Source organism: Bifidobacterium asteroides, from assembly GCF_003202755.1.
In the GTDB taxonomy this organism is placed as follows: Bacteria; Actinomycetota; Actinomycetes; order Actinomycetales; family Bifidobacteriaceae; genus Bombiscardovia; species Bombiscardovia asteroides_F.
Genome location: NZ_QGLK01000001.1, coordinates 520,458 through 541,591, shown reverse-complemented (window position 1 = coordinate 541,591; position 21,134 = coordinate 520,458). Strand labels below are relative to the sequence as shown.

At 60.0% G+C, this 21,134-nt stretch carries 9 protein-coding genes; 8 read left to right on the top strand and 1 reads right to left on the bottom strand.

The window, feature by feature from the left end:
- Positions 1-66 precede the first annotated feature (66 nt).
- The 4 genes from DKK74_RS01990 to DKK74_RS01975 all read left to right on the top strand — a co-directional run bounded on the left by DKK74_RS01990 (position 67) and on the right by DKK74_RS01975 (position 8,927).
- Positions 67-3,897, top strand: a complete 3,831-nt coding sequence (locus DKK74_RS01990; RefSeq protein ID WP_181414868.1) for an RCC1 domain-containing protein — start codon at positions 67-69, stop codon at positions 3,895-3,897.
- Between the two features lie 311 nt (positions 3,898-4,208).
- Complete coding sequence (locus DKK74_RS01985; RefSeq protein ID WP_181414867.1) at positions 4,209-7,823, top strand: RCC1 domain-containing protein; 3,615 nt, start codon at positions 4,209-4,211, stop codon at positions 7,821-7,823.
- A 287-nt stretch (positions 7,824-8,110) separates the two neighbouring features.
- On the top strand, positions 8,111-8,647 hold the full coding sequence (locus DKK74_RS01980; RefSeq protein WP_181414866.1) for a DUF4986 domain-containing protein: 537 nt from the start codon (positions 8,111-8,113) through the stop codon (positions 8,645-8,647).
- Positions 8,592-8,927 (top strand): DUF6805 domain-containing protein, encoded by a 336-nt coding sequence (locus DKK74_RS01975; protein WP_110412522.1) that lies wholly within the window; start codon positions 8,592-8,594, stop codon positions 8,925-8,927. The genes DKK74_RS01980 and DKK74_RS01975 overlap by 56 nt, the downstream gene beginning before the upstream one ends.
- Before the next feature lie 56 nt (positions 8,928-8,983).
- Here DKK74_RS01975 and DKK74_RS01970 read toward each other — a convergent pair whose 3' ends face one another.
- The gene (locus DKK74_RS01970) at positions 8,984-10,012 is read right to left on the bottom strand and encodes a LacI family DNA-binding transcriptional regulator (RefSeq protein WP_146210526.1); all 1,029 of its coding nucleotides are present in this window, start codon (positions 10,010-10,012) and stop codon (positions 8,984-8,986) included.
- 322 nt (positions 10,013-10,334) lie between these two features.
- On the opposite strand from DKK74_RS01970, the gene DKK74_RS08805 reads away from it, so the two are divergent.
- From DKK74_RS08805 to DKK74_RS01955, 4 genes are all read left to right on the top strand, one after another.
- Positions 10,335-11,234: an InlB B-repeat-containing protein gene (locus DKK74_RS08805; RefSeq protein WP_258334412.1), complete on the top strand. Its 900-nt coding sequence runs from the start codon at positions 10,335-10,337 to the stop codon at positions 11,232-11,234.
- Positions 11,183-12,250, top strand: a complete 1,068-nt coding sequence (locus tag DKK74_RS08800) for an RCC1 domain-containing protein (protein ID WP_258334411.1) — start codon at positions 11,183-11,185, stop codon at positions 12,248-12,250. The genes DKK74_RS08805 and DKK74_RS08800 overlap by 52 nt, the downstream gene beginning before the upstream one ends.
- A 699-nt stretch (positions 12,251-12,949) precedes the next feature.
- On the top strand, positions 12,950-16,513 hold the full coding sequence (locus DKK74_RS01960; protein ID WP_110412520.1) for an RCC1 domain-containing protein: 3,564 nt from the start codon (positions 12,950-12,952) through the stop codon (positions 16,511-16,513).
- Between the two features lie 1,057 nt (positions 16,514-17,570).
- A complete protein-coding gene (locus DKK74_RS01955) occupies positions 17,571-20,783 on the top strand; it encodes an RCC1 domain-containing protein (RefSeq protein ID WP_258334410.1) in 3,213 nt (1,070 codons plus the stop codon).
- Positions 20,784-21,134 lie beyond the last annotated feature (351 nt).

Below are 21,134 nucleotides of genomic sequence, written 5' to 3'. Positions count from 1 at the left end.
GGGGAGCCAGACCGGGGGAGTTCCAAGTACGCGGCAACAGTTCCTGGGAAGGGGATCATGCCGATCATGCGTCAGCATACGAACACGCACAGCCGCAGGGCCATCCTCGTCAGCATGCTGCTCGCCATTACCCTGCCAGCCAGCCTGATCGCCGGAGGACTCGCCACAGCCGACACAGCCGACAGCAGGTCCGCTACGGGCGCCAACGCGCCCGCCATACCGGAAAGCACAGGCCAGGAGGGCCGTCACACCCCCGGTATGGACCAGCAAAACCCCGGCGCCACCCCCGCAATGCCCACACCAACCCTGCCGGCCGGCCCCAAGTCGCCGCTGCCCTCACCCTCGCCCCTGAACACCGCATCCCCCCTCACCAGCGCCCAGGCCACGCCCGACAAGCCCGACAAGCCCGGCGACACCGGCATCAAAAGCAAGGCCACCGACAGCCAGCCCCAGACGCGGGCAGCCTACACCGTCACCTTCAACGACCCCGACGGCAAAACCAACACGCCCTCCCAGAGCGTCGCCAGCGGCGGACAGGCCTCCAGGCCCAAGGACCCGAGCAGGGACGGCTACCTGTTCAACGGATGGTTCACCGGCAACACCGCCTACGACTTCAGCCAGCCCGTCACCGGCAGCATCACCCTGACCGCCAAATGGACCAGGATAACCAGCTCCTGGAGCCTCAAACCCACCTCCGGCCCAGCAGAAGGAGGCACCAGGATCACCCTGACCACGCCCACCACATCCGACATACGCTTCAGCCACATCGAAACAGGAAAAGACTTTGCCCTGGCCATGGGCTCCGATGGCAACCTCTACAGCTGGGGAAACACAACCAACGGGGCGCTGGGACGAGAAACCAACCAAACGCCAGAAAACCTACCAGGCGTTGTCACCCCGCCGACAGGCGTCCGCTTCACCCAGTTCAGCGCAGGCAATAGCCATTCCCTGGCCCTGGGCTCGGACGGCAACCTCTACAGCTGGGGAAACAACAGCTCCGGCCAGCTCGGCACCGGCAGTACTGATTATTCTCCGCATAACACGCCGAGCAAAGGGTCCATGCCGGCAGACGGCACGAAATTCACCCAGATCAGCGCAGGAGACGATTATTCCCTAGCCATGGGAACGGACGGCAACCTCTACAGCTGGGGAGACAACGGTACCGGGGCGCTGGGACGAGAAACCAACCAAACGCCAGAAAACCGGCCAGGCGTTGTCACCCCGCCGACAGGCGTCCGCTTCACCCAGTTCAGCGCAGGCTCTACTTATTCCCTAGCCCTGGGCTCGGACGGCAACCTCTACAGCTGGGGAAACAACGGTACCGGGCAACTGGGCATAGGCGCTACTGATTCTAATCAACATAACACGCCGAGCAAAGGGTCCATGCCGGCAGACGGCACGAAATTCACCCAGATCAGCGCAGGATACTATCATTCCCTGGCCATGGGAACGGACGGCAACCTCTACAGCTGGGGAGACAACTCCCTAGATCAGCTGGGACGCACCCTCACCAACGCGTTGAACGACGGTACGCCCCGCAAAGTGAATCCTCCTACAGGCGTCCCACGATTCACCCAGGTCATCGCAGGTGGCGATAATTCCCTGGGCTTGGGATGGGACGGCAACCTCTACAGCTGGGGAGACAACAGCAAAGGCCAGCTGGGACGCAGCGCCAGCAGCACGCAAGACGGTACGCCACGCAGAGTGGCCATGCCGGCCGGCATCACAATCACCCAAGGCAGAATCGAAGGCGGCTATTTAGGGGGCTATGCCCTGGGCTTGGGCTCGGACGGCAACCTCTACAGCTGGGGAGACAACAGCAAAGGCCAGCTGGCACGCACCCCCGCCAGCGCCACGCCAGCCAACCGGCCAGGCATGGTCGCCTTCCCCGAGTCTCCCAGGCCGACCGGCGTCAGCTTCGGCGGGACAGCAGGCACGAATCTGACCGCAAATACGGGCGGCACCTGGAGCGTGACCACGCCCCCGCATGCAGGAGGCAAGACGGACGTGACCGTCTCCTGGAGCAGAAACGGCCAGCAGCCCGACGCGCACCTTACCTACACCTACATCAACCCCCACACGGTCACCTTCGACAGCGCCGGCGGCAAGCCGGCCCCAGGCCAACAACAGATCACCATAGGCAAGCAGGCCACACGCCCAATCACAGACCCAGCCAAGGACGGCTTCCTGTTCGACGGCTGGTTCCTCAAGGATGCCAAGGGCGATTCCAAGGTGGCGTATGATTTCAGCCAGCCGGTCACCGGAGACATCACCCTGGTCGCGCATTGGAGCCCCGCGGACACCGGCGGCTGGTCGATCAGCCCAAGCAAGGGCAACGCGATGGGCGGCCAGCAGACCACCATCACCCCGCCCAAGCTGAGCCGCGGCATCCGCTTCAACCAGACAAGCGTCGGCAACCCAATATATGGCTTCTCCATAGCCATAGGGGTGGCCAGCGACGGGAACGCCTACGCATGGGGAAGCAACCAGTCCGGGCAGCTGGGCCAGGATCCAGAGAAGACAGACATGCAGAAGACGCCGACCAGAGTCCCCCTGCCGGATGGCGTGGCCTCCGGGTTCACCTACACACAGGTCGCGGCAGGCGGGAACCACGTGCTGGCCATCGGCAGCGACGGTATCGTCTACAGCTGGGGGGCCAACGACCACGGCCAGCTCGGCAACGGCAGACAGGACGCAAATGCCCATCCCAGTCCGATGCCCGTCAAGAGCGCGGACGGCCAGCCCTTCAAAGCCGTCCAGATCAGCGCCGGCACCTCCGACTCGGCAGCCATCAGCCCGGATGGGCGCGTCTACACCTGGGGCAGCGAAGGAAAAAACATATCCGTGTACAGCACGCCCAAGCTGACGCCGACCCTGGCCAAGGACCCCAACGGCTCCGGCCAGGGGCTGCACGCGGCCCAGGTCAGGGCTCATTGGGGCTTCATCATGGCCCTGGACACGGACGGCAACGTATACACGTGGGGATACAACAACTACGGGCAACTCGGCAACGGCACAGCCACGGGAGACGACAGCCAAACATATGCTGCCGACCCAGCACGCGTGCCCGACCCCAAGGATGCCAGCAAGGCCTTCAAAGCCACGCAGATCAGCGCCGGAGCCTTCCACGCCCTGGCCATCGGCCAGGACGGCACAGCCTGGGTCTGGGGCGACAACCGCTGGGGGCAGCTGGGGGACGGCACGACAACCAGCCGTCCCACGCCCAAACAGGTAGGAAACCCCACAAACTCCAGCCAGCCATTCCAAGTCGCGCAGATTAGTGCCGGTTGGGTCTACTCTTTGGTCGTCGACCGGAGCGGCGTAGCCTGGGCATGGGGGTACAACTACGAGGGCGAGCTGGGCGACAACACCACCGACTACAGGTACACCCCCACACGTGTATCGCCGCCCGCAGGCCAGGGCAACGCCGGCACTGGGCTCGCAACGGCACGAATCAGCGCAGGAGCAAGCAATTCCATGGCCATCGGCCAGGACGGCAACACGTACGCATGGGGAGACAACAGGTATGGCCAGCTTGGCAACGGGAGTCTGACGCAAAGCAGCACCCCGACCTTGGTGGCGTTCAACTCGGTGCTGCTGATCACCGGCGTCAAGTTCGACCAGGCGACAGTCGACTCCCTGCAGCAGAATGCCGACGGATCCGTCACCCTGACCACGCCTGCTCATAATCCTGGGCAGGCTGATGTGGTCGTGGACTGGACCCTGGGCGGCGCCGCCCAGACACCAGCCCAACTTGATTACACCTATGAAGGCACCCTGCCCCTGACGGGCGGCAATGGCACCATGATCCTCCTGTTCGCCGCCGGGCTGCTCGCCGCAGCCGGCGCCGTCGCAGCCGGACGCCACCGGCGCGAAGCCTACGCCCTGCAGGTCTAGAATCTTCACCCGAGTAAGCAGCCAGGCCGCATCCCAAGACGGCCCGGCCAACCAGGGTGGCCCCGCCAATCCCCCAACACAACGGAGCCACCCATCTCTTTTTTACCCCTTCCTAGACAGAAAGCCTTACAATCCGGAATTTGACATAACATTTTTTACTTGATTTATCCGGGTGTTGCTTCCGTTTTGGACCGACCCTGTATGCTAACGTTTGTCTAGCTACCGGGAATGTGCCCGGCACGCAGTCGATGAAAAACTTGGGATTTTCATCATTTGACCGCCTTATCTTGGGAAAGGGGTTTGTAGCGATCATGTGCCATCCGGACGCATCTTCCCGGTCAGCCATTGTTGTAGACCTTTTGAAGGTCATCGTCATTCTTCCAGCCAGCATGATTATCGGCAGCCTCACTGCGGCTGACGCCACCGCGAAAACAATCAACCCACCCCAGCCGACCAAATTGGAAGAAACCGCAACAGGCCAGCAAAAAGACGCATCCTTCAGCACAGCAACCCCCGTGGTCACACCCACGCTGGCGACTGCGACATCCGGCCGTCCGCAAACAGCCTCAACCTCGTACCAGGTCATCTTCGACAGCGCTGACGGCAGCAACGTCGACTCGCAGACCATTGCCGAAGGCACCCAGGCCAGCCGGCCCGCCAAGGACCCAATCAGGAAGGGCTACCAGTTCGACGGCTGGTTCACCAAAGACGCCTACGGCGACTCAAAGGTGGCCTACGACTTCACACAGCCGGTCACCACAGACCTGACCCTGATCGCCCACTGGACCAAGGGAACCAGCGCCTGGAGCCTCTCCCCCACCTCTGGGAAAGCCACAGGAGACACCAAGATCACCCTGACCCCGCCCACCAAACCAGAGATACGCTTCAGCCATATCATCCCAGCAAAAATAGAAGGTTCCCAGGCCATCGGTTCGGACGGCAACCTCTACAGCTGGGGAGACAACAACTACATACTGGGAACCCCTGAAGAAGAAAAGCGCACGCCGAGCCTTATCACTCCGCCAGATGGTGTCCACTTCACCCAGGTCAGCACAGGCTACTACCACTCCCTGGCCATCGGTTCGGACGGCAACCTCTACAGCTGGGGACACAACAGTTACGGCGAACTGGGGCGCGAGACCGTAAGCAAGTCCCCGAAAGACGACCCCGAGATAGACAATCAGCCGGGCCTGGTCACTGCCCCGGCCGGCGTCCGCTTCACCCAAGCCTGCGCAGGAAAATGGCATTCCCTGGCCCTAGGATCAGACGGCAACCTCTACAGCTGGGGAGAAAACAAGCACGGTGAATTGGGACGCGACACGGGTTCCGCCCCATACGACGTCAAGCCAGACCAGGTGCCCATGCCAGCAGGCATCACGAAAATCACTCAGCTCAGCGCAGGGACCTTCTACTCAATGGCCCTCGACTCGGACGGCGATCTCTACACCTGGGGGGACAACAGTTATGACGAACTGGGACGCGACACCGCTTTGGCGGGAAAAGACGGCCAACCGGTCAAAGTGCCCACCCCGGAAGGCATCACAAAATTCACTTGGATCGCGGCCGGAGAGTGGACATCCCTGGCCACCGGCTCAGACGGCAACCTCTACAGCTGGGGATGGAACGAACACGGCCAGCTAGGACGGGACACCGGCGGTTATCCCTACCGTAACGGCAGACCGGGCAAGGTGACCATGCCGGCAGGCGTGACGAAATTCACCCAGGTCAGCACAGAACTCAGGCATACCCTGGCCCTGGGATCGGACGGCAACCTCTACAGCTGGGGAGAAAACAATCGGGGCCAGCTGGGACGCGACACCGGATCGGCTTTATACGGCACCAAGCCAGGCAAGGTCACCATGCCGACAGGCGTCGCAAAATTCACCCAGGTCAGCGCAGGCTATTCCCATTCCCTGGCCATCGGCTCCGACGGCAACCTCTACAGCTGGGGAGAAAACAAGTACGGCCAGCTGGGACGCCGCACCAGCGGCAACTATGACAGCCGTCCCGGCATGGTCGCCTTCCCCGAGGATCCCAAACCCGACAAGGTGAGTTTCGGCGGGACGCCCGGCACCAACCTGACCGCCAACACGGACGGCACCTGGAGCGTCACCACACCCAGACATGAGCATGGCAGGGTGGATGTGGCCGTCACCTGGAAGATGAACGGCAAGCGTCCAGACGCGCATCTGCCCTACAGGTACCTGGGCACTTACCTTATCGCTTTCGACCCTGCCGGTGGCATTGGGTTCTACCTCCAACTCGTGACCGAGGGCGACCATGTGAAACGCCCCGCCAAGGATCCAACCAAGAGGGGCTACCTGTTCGACGGCTGGTTCACCGGCGATACAGCCTACGATTTCAGCAGGCCGGTCACCGGCAAGGTGAACCTGACCGCCCACTGGAGCAGTGCCGACACCAAGTGGAAGCTCGACAAGGCCAGCGGTCCCGAGTCAGGCGGCCAGTCCGTCACACTGACCCCGCCGATGAAACGCGGCATCCGCATCAGCCAAGTCGACGGAGGAGACCTCCATTCCGCGGCTGTGGGCTCCGATGGCAGCCTCTACACCTGGGGAGACAACAGCAGCCATGGGCAGCTGGGCCGCGACACCGCCGACAAGCAGGACAGCCATCCCGGCAAAGCGGAGGCCCCTGCAGGCGTCAACTTCGTTCATGTCAGCACAGGCTCGGGATTTTCCGTGGCCCTGGGCTCCGATGGCAGCCTCTACACCTGGGGAGACAACAGCCGAGGACAGCTGGGCCGCGCCGTCACCAGCAGCAAACCAGCCGACAGGCCCAACAAGGTGGAGTCCACGGCAGGCATCACTTTCACCCAGGCGAGCGCAGGCGGATCGCATGTGGTAGCCGTGGGCTCGGACGGCAACCTCTACACCTGGGGAGACAACAGCGCCGGCCGACTGGGCCGCGACACCAGCAGCATCCCTGCTGACAAGCCTGGAAAAGCCGACACTCCGGCAGACGTCACTTTCAGTAGCGTCAGTGCAGGCTGGTGCCACACAGTGGCTCTCGACACTCAGGGGAATGCGTACACCTGGGGTAGCAACACCCACGGCGAACTCGGACGCAGCACCACCAGCACTCCGGCAGACAAGCCCGGTAAGGCCGACACACCTGCAGGCATCATCTTCACCCATGCGAGCGCAGGCAGAAGCCACTCCGTGGCCGTAAGCGACGACGGCAGCATCTACACCTGGGGCAATGCCGACAATGGACAACTGGGCCGCGACACCAGTAGCACACCTGCTGACAAGCCAGGCAAAGCCAACATCCCGGCAGATCTCGCCTTCACCCAAGCCAGCGCAGGAGACGAACATTCCATCGCCTTAGGTTCCGACGGCAACCTCTACACCTGGGGAGACAACAGCCATGGGCGCCTGGGCCGCGACACCAGCAAAACCCCGGCAGACATGCCAGGCAAAACCGATACGCCGGCAGGCATCACGTTCACACAAGCCAGCGCAGGAGCATGGCACAGTCTGGCCCTGGGCTCTGACGGCAACCTCTACACCTGGGGAGACAACACCAATGGTCAGCTGGGCCGCGACGCCGGCAACACCCAGGCCGCCAGCCCGGCCATGGACAATTTCCCCGGGCAAGGCACCCCCACGCATGTCCTGTTCGACAATGTGGAAACCCCTGACCTGACCAAGAACCACGACGGCACCTGGACGGCGACCACGCCGGCACACATGCCCGGCACGTCAACCGTCACCATCGACTGGAGGCTGGATGGAGCAGCCCAAACCCCCGATACCAGCAACACGTATCGGTACACCTCCATCAGCCAGCTGCCCTCGGCCGGAGGAGGCGGCCTGCTTCCCCTGCTAGTCGCCGGGCTGCTCGCCTTCGCATGCGCCGCAGCAGCCAGACGCCACCGGCTGGGAACCCTCAGCAGACAACAATAAAGACTTCGCTTGTGTAAGAAGGTCCGGGTTATCACTATCCCCAACATAAAGCCCGGACCACAGGGGTGGCCCCAACTCCCCCGACGCAATGGGGCCACCCATATACTTCCTTCAGAGCGGCAATGGCATCGCATGGCAACATCGCCAACATGGACAATGGCTTATACCGCGACATTACCGTATATGTAGCGCTACAATTATCGTCAGCAACGCCGACGGCTCAGCCACCGCAGGCCTGTCCGAACGGCACCCCGAACACAGCCGTCGATTCGTCGCGAGGAGGAGCCATGACCGACGCACGCCATCAATCCCAATCAGCGCAAAACAATTTTGAACCGGATGTCCGCTTCACACCATCCCAGGTGCGACTGACCCCCGGCAGCATCTACGCCAATGCACAGCAGGCCGGCTCAGACTGGGTCAGCCTGCTGCGCGGTGTCAAGGTCATGGCCGCCCGCAGCGACGATGCCGACCTGATAGGCCTTAAGGCTGACGACTCCCGTGCCAGGCACATCGCCTCCGGCCCCCTGCGTCCGCTGGGCGACCTGCCCGTGCTCCAGGGAGCGCCCCAGGATGACGGTGCCATAGAAATGGCCGTCTCCAGACCCAAGACCGGAAAACAAGGGTGGACCGATTCGCGCCTGCTACTGGTCCCCTTCACTTCCATCGAAGCCTCGCGATACTCGGTCTACCTGCCCTGGGCGAAGGATGGCGATAAGGACCGTGTTCGCCGAGCCCTGGAAGAGATCGATGCACAGGAGCAGGCCCATGAGCTGCGGGTCCCAGCAGTCCGAAATCGACCACGAGTATCAGGGCAGGAATGACCGGCAGGAGCTGATTGAGGGAATCAACACCCGTCACGCCCTGGCCGGGGGCTGCTTCTCATACCGGCTGCGGGATGCCACCGGCGGCGCGACAATGCTGGAGGTTGCCATGCGGGACCAGGACAGCGCCGCACCCTACTCCTTGCGGGCGGAAGGCCTGGAATTGGGCCAGCCCGTAAGAAGCCGTGAAAACGGCAGAATATTGGACCGCTACCCCCTGACCGGTCGTGGATTGGACGCTCTGCCCGACCGGGCTGTCAGGGTACAGGTCCAGGCCTGAGACGAAGGTCCCACCCCTGACCTGCTGACTCTGGCGCTGATCCGCGGTTGAAGAGTTCAGGATCTGGCTGTGCTGCCAGCCTCCACCAGCGTGAAGGGGAGGTCCACCTGCTCGGGCTGATGTCTGCCGGGCGGATCCTTCATCCGAGCCATGAGCAGTCGCAGGCACTCGGCCGCCACCCGGTCAGCGTCTACGCAAATGGTCGAAAGGGCAGGTGTGAGAAAGCGGGACACTTCCAGCCCGTCGAAACCAATCAGGGCTACCTGCTCGGGCACTCGCACACCATGTGCACCCAGCGCGTGCAGGGCCCCGATGGCTACCACATCCGTCAGGGCAAAGACCCCGTCAAAATCCCTGCGGCGAGTCAGCAGAGCGGCCATGGCCTGGTCGGCGCTGCCCTGATCCCAGTCGCAGTCGACAACATCTTCAGGCCCTAGGCGGATTCCATGACCTTGTGCTGCCTGCATGGCACCCAAGAGCCGCTGTTCCCGCCCTAGGCTGGACTGAGCCAATTGGTCTGGGGTTTTATAGGCGGTGCCAAGAACCAGAATCCGCCGGCAACCATGGTCTATCAGATGCTCTACTGCTGCCTGAGCACCCTGTCGGTTAGGACTGCGAACGGTGTCTACAGACGAGTCCAGCCGCGGACCGTCGAAAACCACCAAGGGATAGCGCCGATTGAGCGCGGCGATAGAGTCAGCGGATAGGACCGGCGCGGACAGGATGGTTCCCTCGCAAAATTGGGTGGCGATGTCTGCCACCATGGATGACTCGTAACTGGCCATTTGCCGCGTCTGCTGGATTAGCGTCTGATACCCCATGCTGAAGGCCTGGTCCGATATCGCCGCCGCCAGGGCCGCCGAGAAGGGCGAACGGTCCAGCTCCACAGTGGAGAAGCCGATGATTCCGGATCTGCCCGAACTGAGTCGCCGGGCCGCCAGATTGGGCCGGTACCCCAGACGTTGCGCCGCCTCCAGCACTCGACGCGCCGTGGCGGGTTTGACTGAGGATTTGCCCCGCAAGGCATTGGATGCCGTCATCCGCGACACCCCGGCCTCACCGGCCACATCGTCCAAAGTCGTCACTATGGTCGTCGCTTCCCTCACGCCTGATACGTCAGTTCATTCTATCGCCGGGCAGACAAGGACTTAAAGGTAAATAGCAGTTGACAGTGCACTACTTACGCGTCGCTTTCGCTGCTACCACGGCTGGTCAACAGTACAGCTGTATTTTGTTTCGATGGTATTGTGAAAGCTGGGGTGTTGAGGATCTGAGCGGTTTTCGTCAGGGCCTTTTCGACTGATGCAGGACTGGCGCTGACACACCGAGCAGCTTTTTCGACAGACAAGACGTTTGTAGGCAAGCGATGATGGCTTCGCTTGCTGTTAGTGAAGGGGCTTTGATTTCATGCGTCTGGCTTCTCGTCTGCGTCGCGCATCGGCGATGATGCTCGTCCTGCTGAGCCTGCTGGCAGGCCTGGCAACAGCTTCCGCCAACGCGGACGATGTCGCTCCCGCCGGGACGACGGACGCTCCTGCGAATATCGGGCGAAGTCTACAGACACCTGGTGTAGCTGAGCAAACCCCCGCCACTCTCCCCAGCAACGGAACAGACATCCCACTAACCTCGCCATCACCTATACAAGCTACCCCGTCAACGACGGACTCGCCTGATAGCACATCCGATAAGACAGATAATCAAGCCATGCATATGGTGCGCTTCGACCCGGCCGACGGCAGCAAACCGACACATGAGAGCGTGAAAACCGGGACTCTCGCCTCCCCTCCGGAACACAACCCTGTACGTGATGGCTTCCGGTTCGATGGATGGACGCATGACGGTCAGCCGTTCGACTCGCAGACCCCCATCCTCCAGGACACAACCCTGAAAGCCAACTGGACCAAAGTCACAGACTGGACGCTGAGCCCGGATCATGGGCCCGCATCAGGCAGCCGGCTGATCATCAGCCCGCCCAGCCTGCAGGAGCCTTACTACGTCAGCATCCACACTGCAGGCGGCTTGACCGGCGACGGCAGAATCTACACATGGACGAAAGACAGCCCGCCCAAGCAGGTTCCCTTCCCCGCCCAGGCTCCCAGCGGGTTCCGCTACCTGCAGGCCACAGCCGGCAGCCGATGGCTGGCCGCCCTCGGATCCGACCAGCACATCTACGCCTGGAACAGCCAACAAGCAACCCCCACCATGGTCAGCTCGGCAACGGCACTAGCAGCAAATACTCGAGCGCTCCCGTACGCGTGTGCGATCCAGAATATCCTACGGATACAAGCAAAGGGCTGGTGGCAATAAAAGTAGCTGCGGGAGGGGCTCACTCATTAGCGATTGACAAGAACGGGGACACCTGGGCTTGGGGATTCAACAGTTACGGTCAGCTCGGCAACGGCACCAGCAGCGGCTTCAACGGCGCAAATCCTGTCCCTGGGCGCGTGAGCGACCCGAACAATCCCGATGACACAAGCAAAAGTTTAAAAAGCGTTCAGATCAGCGCTGGTTTTGAGCATACCATTGCCATCGATGCCCAAGGGAACGCCTGGCCATGGGGATGGAATTATTGGGGCGAACTCGGGCAAAACACGAAGACTGACAGAATTTTTGTTCCAATGCAGGTATACAATCCCGACAATCCCTCTATCGCCTTCAAAGCCAGCCAAGTCAGTGCAGGATATGACACTTCCCTAGCTATAGATATCAATGGGGTTGCATGGTCGTGGGGACGAAACGATTACGGCCAACTTGGTTATACCAACTATGACAGTTCCACTGTTCACAGACAACCAGCAAAGGTGCGAAATCCTGCATCCCCAAACAACACTGATCTAAGTCTGAACAGCACTCTGGTCAGTGCGGGAAATTGGGATTCTCTGGCTATCGGCAAGGATGGATACACGTATGCATGGGGATACAACGGCTATGGTCAGCTCGGCAACAACAGCTACAAAGATGCCTATGCCCCGGTGTTAGTGGAGTTCAACCTGTCTCGGGTGATCAGCGCAGCCAGGTTCGACTCTAGCCCCGGCACGAATCTGACCAATATCAACAACAGCAACAGCGTCACCGTGCTCACGCCTGCGCACGTGCCGGGCACGGTCACGGTCAGCGTGGACTACACGATGGGCGGCTCAGGACAGACTTTGACCGACACTTCCCTCAGATACACGTACACGCCTGCAGGCGTACTCCCCCGGGCGGGCGGTGAGGGCGTCATGCTCGCCCTGGCCACCGGCATGACCGGCATGAGCGCAGTGCTGGCATCCCGCCGCCACCGGAGAGAACAACACCGCCTATTGCACGCTTTGCACGAGTAAGAAAGGCCGAGGGCATATATCACCCCCCCCCCACCTCCTGCCGGAATAAGGGGAGCAGGGAAGCAAGCGTCACTAAAGGCTCAAATCCCCAAGTGAGCCGACGCCCCTCCCGCGTCCCCACCACACTTATTGATCAACCACACGACAGCGATAAAGGAAGCAACTGCTCTTGACGTTGGAGGTTATTGTTTCGTGTCAGGAACAAAACCTATGGTTGTTTGCTACTTGTTACCATGCTTGTCTGGGTCGTCTTTTTGCAGACCAAGCAAGAGCAAGCTGCTATAGTCGGCTGCTTTGAGATGCTGAAACCCCCACCGATTCAGTTGTTTATCAGCGTTCTATGGCCAATCAGTGATGAATATCGTGGCGGGGGCGAGATTCATTAGGGTAATGCTCACGCAGCGCTTTCACCAGTGATGCGATTAATCGGAATTACTGCGCTGCCGTAAAAACCGACGATGACACGGTCTATAAACCAGATAATTCCAAATCACTTACCACAAATTACTTCGTGTGTTGCTTTTTAACTTGGTGGTATGGTGAAAATAGGGGTGTCGGAAAACAGATGGCTTTCCGCTATGGCTCGTGCAATCTGATGCTGAGTCGGCATTGAAAGACAGAAGGACTTTCCGACAGACAAGACGTTATGTGCAGGCGGCTTTGACACCGCTTGACGTTTGGTGAAGGGGTTTTGGTTTCATGCATATGGTTTTCCGTCTGCGCCGCATCTTGGCAATGACGACCGTCCTGCTGAGCCTACTGACAGGTCTGAGCGTCGCATCCGCCCAGGCGGACGCTCCTGTACTCACCGGGGGGGGGGGTCGTCAGACCCCTCGCGTAGCTAAACAAACCCCAGGCATTACCCCCAGCAGCACAACCAGCACAACACTGCCCTCACCATCGGTATTACAAGCCACCACACCATTAAGCCCAACAGCGAGTCCAGTCACCCCGTCATCAACGACGGGAACACTTGACAGCACAAACTCCGTTGCGGCTAAATCATCAGAAAAAACGGATGATCAAGATGCACACGAGGTGCACTTCGACCCGGCCGACGGCAGCACACCAACCAAAGCAGCCGTGAAAACCGGGTCTTTAGCCACCTCTCCGGAAAAGAATCCGCAACGTGAGGACTTCCGGTTCGACGGGTGGACGCTTGACGGCCAGCCCTATGACTTCCAAACCCCGGTACTCCGGAATATAACCCTGAAAGCTCAGTGGTCGAAAATCACGGACTGGACGCTGAGCCCGGACCACGGGCCCGCCTCCGGAGCCCGTCTGACCATCAGCCCGCCCGACAAGCAAGAACCACGTTTCAGCAATATCCACGCCGCAGGCGACCAGACTGTCGGACTGACCGGCGATGGCAGAATCTACATATGGATGCAGGAAAGCACACCAAAGCAGGTCCCCTTCCCCACCCATGCTGCCGACGGGTTCCATTACCTGCAGGCCGCAGCCGGCAGCCATTGGGATGCCGCCTTAGGATCCGACCAGCAGATCTACACCTGGACCAGCGCACAAGCCATGCCCACCATCCTCAACACTGACCAGAACACCGGGTTCACCAGCATCAGCATGCACGATGATCAGCTGCTAGCGGTGGACCAGCAAGGACAAGTCCACCTCTTCCAAACCGACCCAATAGACAACCAGAGCATAAAACCGACAGAACAAGCCGCAACCAACCTGCCCGGAAAAGCGCAGGCCATCCTCGCCGCCGCCTCCAACAAGCGGATCCTCATCTTGGACGCGGACGGGCAGGCCTGGGCCTGTGAGACGAGCAAGATTGGAAAAGCCGAACCAGCACGCGTCAAGCAGGACCAGGGCAGACGCATCATCCAAGCAGCAGCTCTCAACCAGGGGTTCCTCCTGGCCGTGGACGGTCAGGCTTGGTACCTGGCCGACGGCACAACCAACGTGAACCTAGTCGGCTTGCCGGACGGCGCGCAGACCAGCTGGATCATCGCCAACGCGGACCAGGCCTTGATCACAGACACAGAGGGACGCGTTTGGACGTGGAAGCCCAGCGAAACGCCGATGCGCGTATACAACGGGAACCAGCAGTACGTACAAGCCGCCAGTGTTGGCAGCAAGATCACCGCCATCGACAAGCATGGCAGCATACTCACGTGGAGTCTGGACGCTCAAGGCCAACTCAGCAAACCGGTCAGGCTCAACACCACTCAGGCGCCCACCCTTGAATCAGCCAGTATGGACAGCCAGCCGCTGAAACTCACCGGAAAGAATCATACCTGGCAGGCAGATGCCCCAGCCCACAAGCCCGGACCAACCACCATCACACTCGTCGGCAGGCAGGATGACCAGACCTTCACCAAAAGTCTCCAATACACCGTAGACCAGCCGCTGACCAGGGACACCGAAACAGAAACCAGCTACACGGTTTACTTCAACACAGGCGAGGGAGACCCGACACCCAACAACCAGAAGGTCTCCTATCCGTACGGCAGGGTACAGCGGCCCTCCCCCGATCCGACCCGTCAAGGCTACCTGTTTGACGGGTGGTTCATCAAAAACGTCGCCTACGACTTCAGCAAGCCTGTCACAGACAACCTCACGCTCACCGCCAAATGGACACCCAAGAACCCGGGCAACACTTGGAAGATCAACCCTGACAAGGGTGGCCAGCTTGGCGGGCAACAGACCACCATCACCCCACCCGCCAATATCAGCGGCATCAAATTCAACCAGATCAGCAGCTCAAAAAGCACTTGGTTTGCTTTTTCCTTGGCTGTGGGCAGTGATGGAAACGCCTACGCTTGGGGGAACAATGACTACGGGCAGCTTGGCGATGGGACCACTACTCAACGAGACAAGCCGGTCGTGGTGAAGAAGCCCGATCCCATGATATATACGAATCTACCAAATGATTTCACCTATGTACAGGTTAGCGCCGGAGATGGGCATTCGCTTGCCCTGGGCAGCGACGGATACGTGTACGCCTGGGGAGACAACACATATGGCCAGCTTGGCAACAATACCAACGGCGGTTATTCCACTGCTCCCTTGCGAGTGCGTGACCCCGCTACCAGCTCCAATGCGACCACGGGACTGAAGTCCATACAAGTGAGTGCCGGAGGCGAACATTCGCTGGCAATTGATGCAAATGGAAGCACCTGGGCATGGGGACGTAATCACTATGGCCAGCTCGGCAACGGCACTAGCAGTGCGTCTAATGTCGCGAATTCTATTCCGGTACGCGCAAAATTCCCCATAACTGAGGACAAAGAGGTGAAAGTAATACAAGCAAGTGCCGGGTATGAGCATTCGCTGGCAATCGACAATGAAGGCAACACCTGGGCATGGGGATACAACAGGTATGGCCAACTCGGCAACGGCGATAGTAGTACAAATACCGCTCCCACGCTGGTGCAATACCCCAAGAAAGAGTCAGGCAGCGTTACAGCTGTACAGGTCAGTGCAGGAGGCTGGCACTCGCTCGCAATCGACACTGATGGCCAGGCTTGGGCATGGGGATACAACTATTATGGCCAACTCGGCAACGGGAGCACCAGCGGCAAAAACGCGAATTCTCTTCCCGCGTCCGTACAATTCCCCACCACCGAAAACAAGGAGGTGAAAGTAATACAAGCAAGCGCCGGATTTAAGCATTCGCTGGCAATCGACGAGGAGGGAAGGGCCTGGGCATGGGGGAGTAACGAGTATGGCCAGCTCGGCAACAACACCACGAATGATCAGCATTCTCCGGTGAAGGTATTCGCCTCCACCCAATCCACAAGCTCACCAGGCCCATGCTTGAACGCTACACAGATCAGTAGTGGAGGCTGGCATTCGTTGGCAATCGACGAGGAGGGGAGCGCCAGAACATGGGGATACAACTACTATGGCCAACTCGGCAATCCCGACGCAGGAAGTCGGAGTTTAGCCCCAGTACCAGTAGTGTTCAACCTGCAGCCGGTGATTACCGGCATCACATTCGACCGCACCGTCGTAAAGGACCTACCCAAAAGCCAAGATGACGGCAGCGTCACAGTGGTCACACCCGCTCATGAGCCGGGCACGGTCACGGTCAGCGTCGACTACACGCTGGGCGGCGCAGCCCAAAAGCCGGACACCACCCTCAGATATACCTACACGCCTTTGGGCGTGCTCCCTCAGGCCGGCGGGGAAGGCATACTGCTCGCCCTGACCACCGGCATGATCGGCATGGGGGGTGTCATAGCAGCCCGTCGCTACCGGAGGGAACAGCGACAGCTGTCACACGCTTCGCACGAGTAAGAAAGACCGGAGCGGATTAATCCCCCCGCTTCGGCCTTACTGGGGGCGCACGGAGGCGAGTGTCATTCAAGGCTCAATCCCCAAGGGAGCCGACACCCCTCTCGCGCCCCCACCACATCTATCAATCGACCACCGACAGCAATAGTGGAAGCAGCCGCTTTTATCGCGCGCAGTCAGCCGATTATCCTGCATCAGGAACAAACCTGACAACCGGTCTATTATTGGCCGACAAGCTTAAAGCAGATGGTCGTTTTGCTGATCAAGCAAAGACATAGCGGCGTCAATCAGAGGCACGTTAATACAGTCGAATCCCCCAAGATGTTGGGGCCCTCCAGACTAGGTCCGCCCTTCAGCCTCTATCGCTAGGCACATGCTGAACTCCATGAAGGAGGTAAGAGCCAATAGGAGCGATGCTTGCGTGCAGCTCCACCAGTAATGCAATTAATCGGAATTGCTGTTTTGCCATAAAAACCGACGATTACACGGTCCATACTGCAAATAATTCCAAATGACTTACCACCAATTGCTTCGTGTGTTGCTTTTTAACTTGGTGGTATGGTGAAGATAGGGGTGTCGGGAAACGGCTGGCTTTCCGTTATGGCTCGTGCAATCTGATGCTGAGCTGGCATTGGAAGAAAGAATAGTTTTCTGGCAGACAAGACGTTATAGGCGAGCAGTTGGCTTTGCTTGGTGTCGGTAAGGGGTTTATAAGTCATGCATCTGGTTTCCCGTCTGCGTTCCGTTTCGGCGATGATGATCGTCCTACTGAGCCTGCTGACAGGCTTGGGCGTCGCGTCCGCCAACGCAGCGGATGCTCCTATCCTCACCGGGGGGGGGGGGTCGTCAGACCCCTCGCGTAGCTGAGCAAAATCCCGCCTCTCTCCCCAGCAGTGCATCAAATACCCAACTTCCCTCGCCATCGCCTCTGACAACAGCATCGCCAATAAGCACCACAACAGCAAGCCCAAATGCTCCCTCATCGCCGACGGGCAGTACAGGCAGTGGCGAGTCAGCTCCGGCCAAATCAACAGAAAAAACGGATGATCAAGATGCGCATATGGTGCGTTTCGACCCAGCCGACGGGAGCAAACCAACCCAGGCGAGCGTGAAGACCGGGACACTCGCCTCCCCTCCGAAAAAGAATCTGCAGCGTGAGGGCTTCCGGTTCGACGGGTGGACGCTTGACGGCCAGCCCTACGACTTCCAAACCCCCGTCCTCCAGGACACGATCCTGAAAGCAAAGTGGTCGAAAACCACGGACTGGACGCTGAGCCCGGACCACGGGCCCGCCACCGGCGCCCGCCTGACCATCAACCCGCCCGACAAGCAAGAACCACGTTTCAGCAATATCCACGCCGCAGGCGAGCAGACCGTCAGCTTGACTGGCGACGGCAGCATCTACACATGGACGAAAAACAGCGCTCCCAAACAGGTGCCCTCCCCCGCCCAGACTCCCCAAGGGTTCCATTACGTGCAGGCCACAGCCGGTAGCCAGTGGCGGGCCGCCTTGGGATCCGACCAGCAGGTCTACACCTGGACCAGCCAACAGGCCACACCCACCATCCTCAACACCGACCGGAACACCGGGTTCACCAGCATCAGCATGCACGATGACCAGCTGCTGGCCGTGGACCGGCAGGGACAGGTCCACACCTACCAGGCCAGCCAGGACCAGACCCCGGAATTCACCCAGAAGGCCACGGCCAGCCTGCCCGGGCAGGCGCAGGCCGTGACCGCCGTCGCCTCCGACGAGCGGATCCTCACCGTGGACGCGGACGGGCAGGCCTGGACATGGGAGACGAGCAGCACCGGAAAAGCCGAACCCGAACCCGTCAAACAGGAGCCAGGCAGGCGCATCATTCAGGCCCAAGCCCTCAGCGGAGGATTCTTCCTCCTGGACGCGGACGGGCAGACCCAGTACCTAAACGACAGCACAACCAGCTCTGCAACCAACAGCCTGCAGGAAAGCATGAAAGCCAGCCGGATCGCCAGCAACGACAGTCAGGCCATCATCACCGGTATGGACGGCCGCCTCTGGGCCTGGAAGCCCGGCGAGGCACCCAAGCGAGCGGACGACAGCAGCCAGCCCTACATGCAGGCCGTCGAAGCCGACGGCAGGGTCACCGCCATCAGCAGACAAGGCAACCTATACCAGTGGAGCCTGGACGCTCAAGACAAGCCCGGCAAGCCGGCCAGGCTCGTCACCAGCACCGCGCCCACACTGGGAACAGCCAGCCTGGACGGCCAGACGCTCACACTCACCAAGACCGACAACGCTTGGCAGACGGACATGCCCACACACGAGCCCGGACCAGCCTCAATCACCATCACCGGCAAACAAGACAACCAGCCCTTCACCAAGAACCTCAACTACACCGTCGACCAGAGCCTGACCAGAGACACCACTACAGACACCACCCACCAGGTCACCTTCGACGCAGGAGAAGGAAGTCCCAAACCCGCAGACCAGAATGTCTCCACCCCGTACGGCAGGGCCAAGCGGCCCTCGCCTGATCCGACACGCGACGGCTACCAGTTCGACGGATGGTTCATCGGGCAGGTCGCCTACGACTTCAGCAAACCCGTCACCCAGAACCTCACCCTCACCGCCAAATGGACCCTCAAAGACCCCAACAACACCTGGAAAATCAACCCCGACAAAGGCAGCCAGACAGGAGGACAACAGACCACGATTACTCCGCCAGCGGCTGCCAACGGCATCAAATTCAGCCAAGTCAGCAGCTCAGGCACCAACAACTTCTCCTTGGCTGTGGGGAGCGACGGCAATGCCTACGCCTGGGGATTCAACAACTACGGCCAGCTCGGCAACGGAAATACCAGCAACCGAAATACACCAGTCATAGTGAAGAAACCTGCAGGTGTGTCGGATGACTTTACCTATGTGCAGGTCAGCGCCGGAACCGATCATTCACTGGCCGTGGGCAGCGACGGATACGCCTACGCCTGGGGAAACAACAACAACGGCCAGCTCGGCAACAACATAACAAGCTTTTCGTCCGTCCCCGTGCGCGTATGCGATCCTTCCACAGGATCCAACGCTGATACGGGGCTGAAAGCCATACAGGTGAGCGCCGGAAGGTTGTTTTCGCTGGCAATCGACCAAGATGGGAACATATGGGCATGGGGATACAACGACAACGGCCAACTCGGCAACGGAAAAACCAGCGGCACTAACACCCCCCAGTCGGTGCTGCTCGATCCAAAGCATGCGAGCACGGTGCTCAAAGCTGTCCAGGTCAGCGCCGGAGATTTTCATTCGCTGGCAATCGACCAAGATGGGAACACATGGGCATGGGGACGCAACGACTATGGCCAACTCGGCAACGGAAAAACCAGCGGCACTAACGCGAATCCTACTCCCAGCTCGGTGCTGCTCGATCCAAAGCATGCGAACACGGTGCTCAAAGCTGTCCAAGTCAGCGCCGGAGGCTCTCTTTCGCTGGCAATCGACCAAGATGGGAACACATGGGCATGGGGGCACAACGACTATGGCCAACTCGGCAACGGCAGAACAAGCAGCCTAAGGAATCCTGTCCCCAGTTCGGTGCTTCTCAACCCAAAGGATACAAGTACAGTGCTGAAAGCTGTGCAAGTGAGCGCCGGATGGGCTCATTCGCTGGCTGTCGACACGGATGGAAACGCCTGGGCGTGGGGACAAAACAACTATGGGAAGCTCGGCAACAACACCACGAGCGATCAACATTCCCCCGTTAAGGTGTTCGCTTCCGATCAATCTACGAGCGCTGCTGGATCCTGGCTGAACACAGCGCAAATTAGCGCCGGAGGGAATCATTCGCTGGCAATCGGCAAAGACGGTAACACAAGTGCATGGGGATTCAACCGGTATGGTCAGCTTGGCAACGGCACCACCAGCGGCAACGACGCGAATCGTGTTCCGGTGCCGGTGACGTTTGATCTGTCTCCAGTAATCACCGGTGTCAGCTTCGACGGCAAAGCCATCAAGGATATATCTAAAAGCCAAGACGATGGCAGCGTCACCGTGACCACGCCCCCCCATGAACCGGGCGAGGTCACGGTCAGCGTGGATTACACGCTGGGCGGCACAGGAAGCACCCTGACCTACGACTCCCTCAGATACACGTACACACCCTTGGGTGTGTTGCCTAAAGCCGGCGGGGAAGGCGTCCTGCTCGTCCTCGCCACCGGAATGACCGGCATGGGCGGGGTGCTGGCCTCCCGCCGCCATCTGAAAGAACAGAGACAACTGCTACACACTTTGCACGAGTAAGAAAGGTCAGGACGGATCAATCCCCCCGCCCCGGCTTACAAGGGGCGCACGGAGGAACGTCATACAAGGCTCAACCCCAAGTGAGCCGACACACCTCCCGCGCCCCCACCACACTATTGTCAATTACTGCCGACAAAAATCGAAGGTGGTTATGCGCTCCCCGCTTCTACACTGCAGATAGCGAAACTCGGGCAGGCAGGCCGATGGCACATGAGCACAAGTCAGCCCAGCCACTGTCCATACTCACATCCCAGATAATTACTGTAAGCAGCCGCCCTCCTCAGCCGAGAGGATCATTGCAGCCGGGCGGCTGACTCTGGCTTATGTGTGTTGTTTATGTGCTGGGTGGTT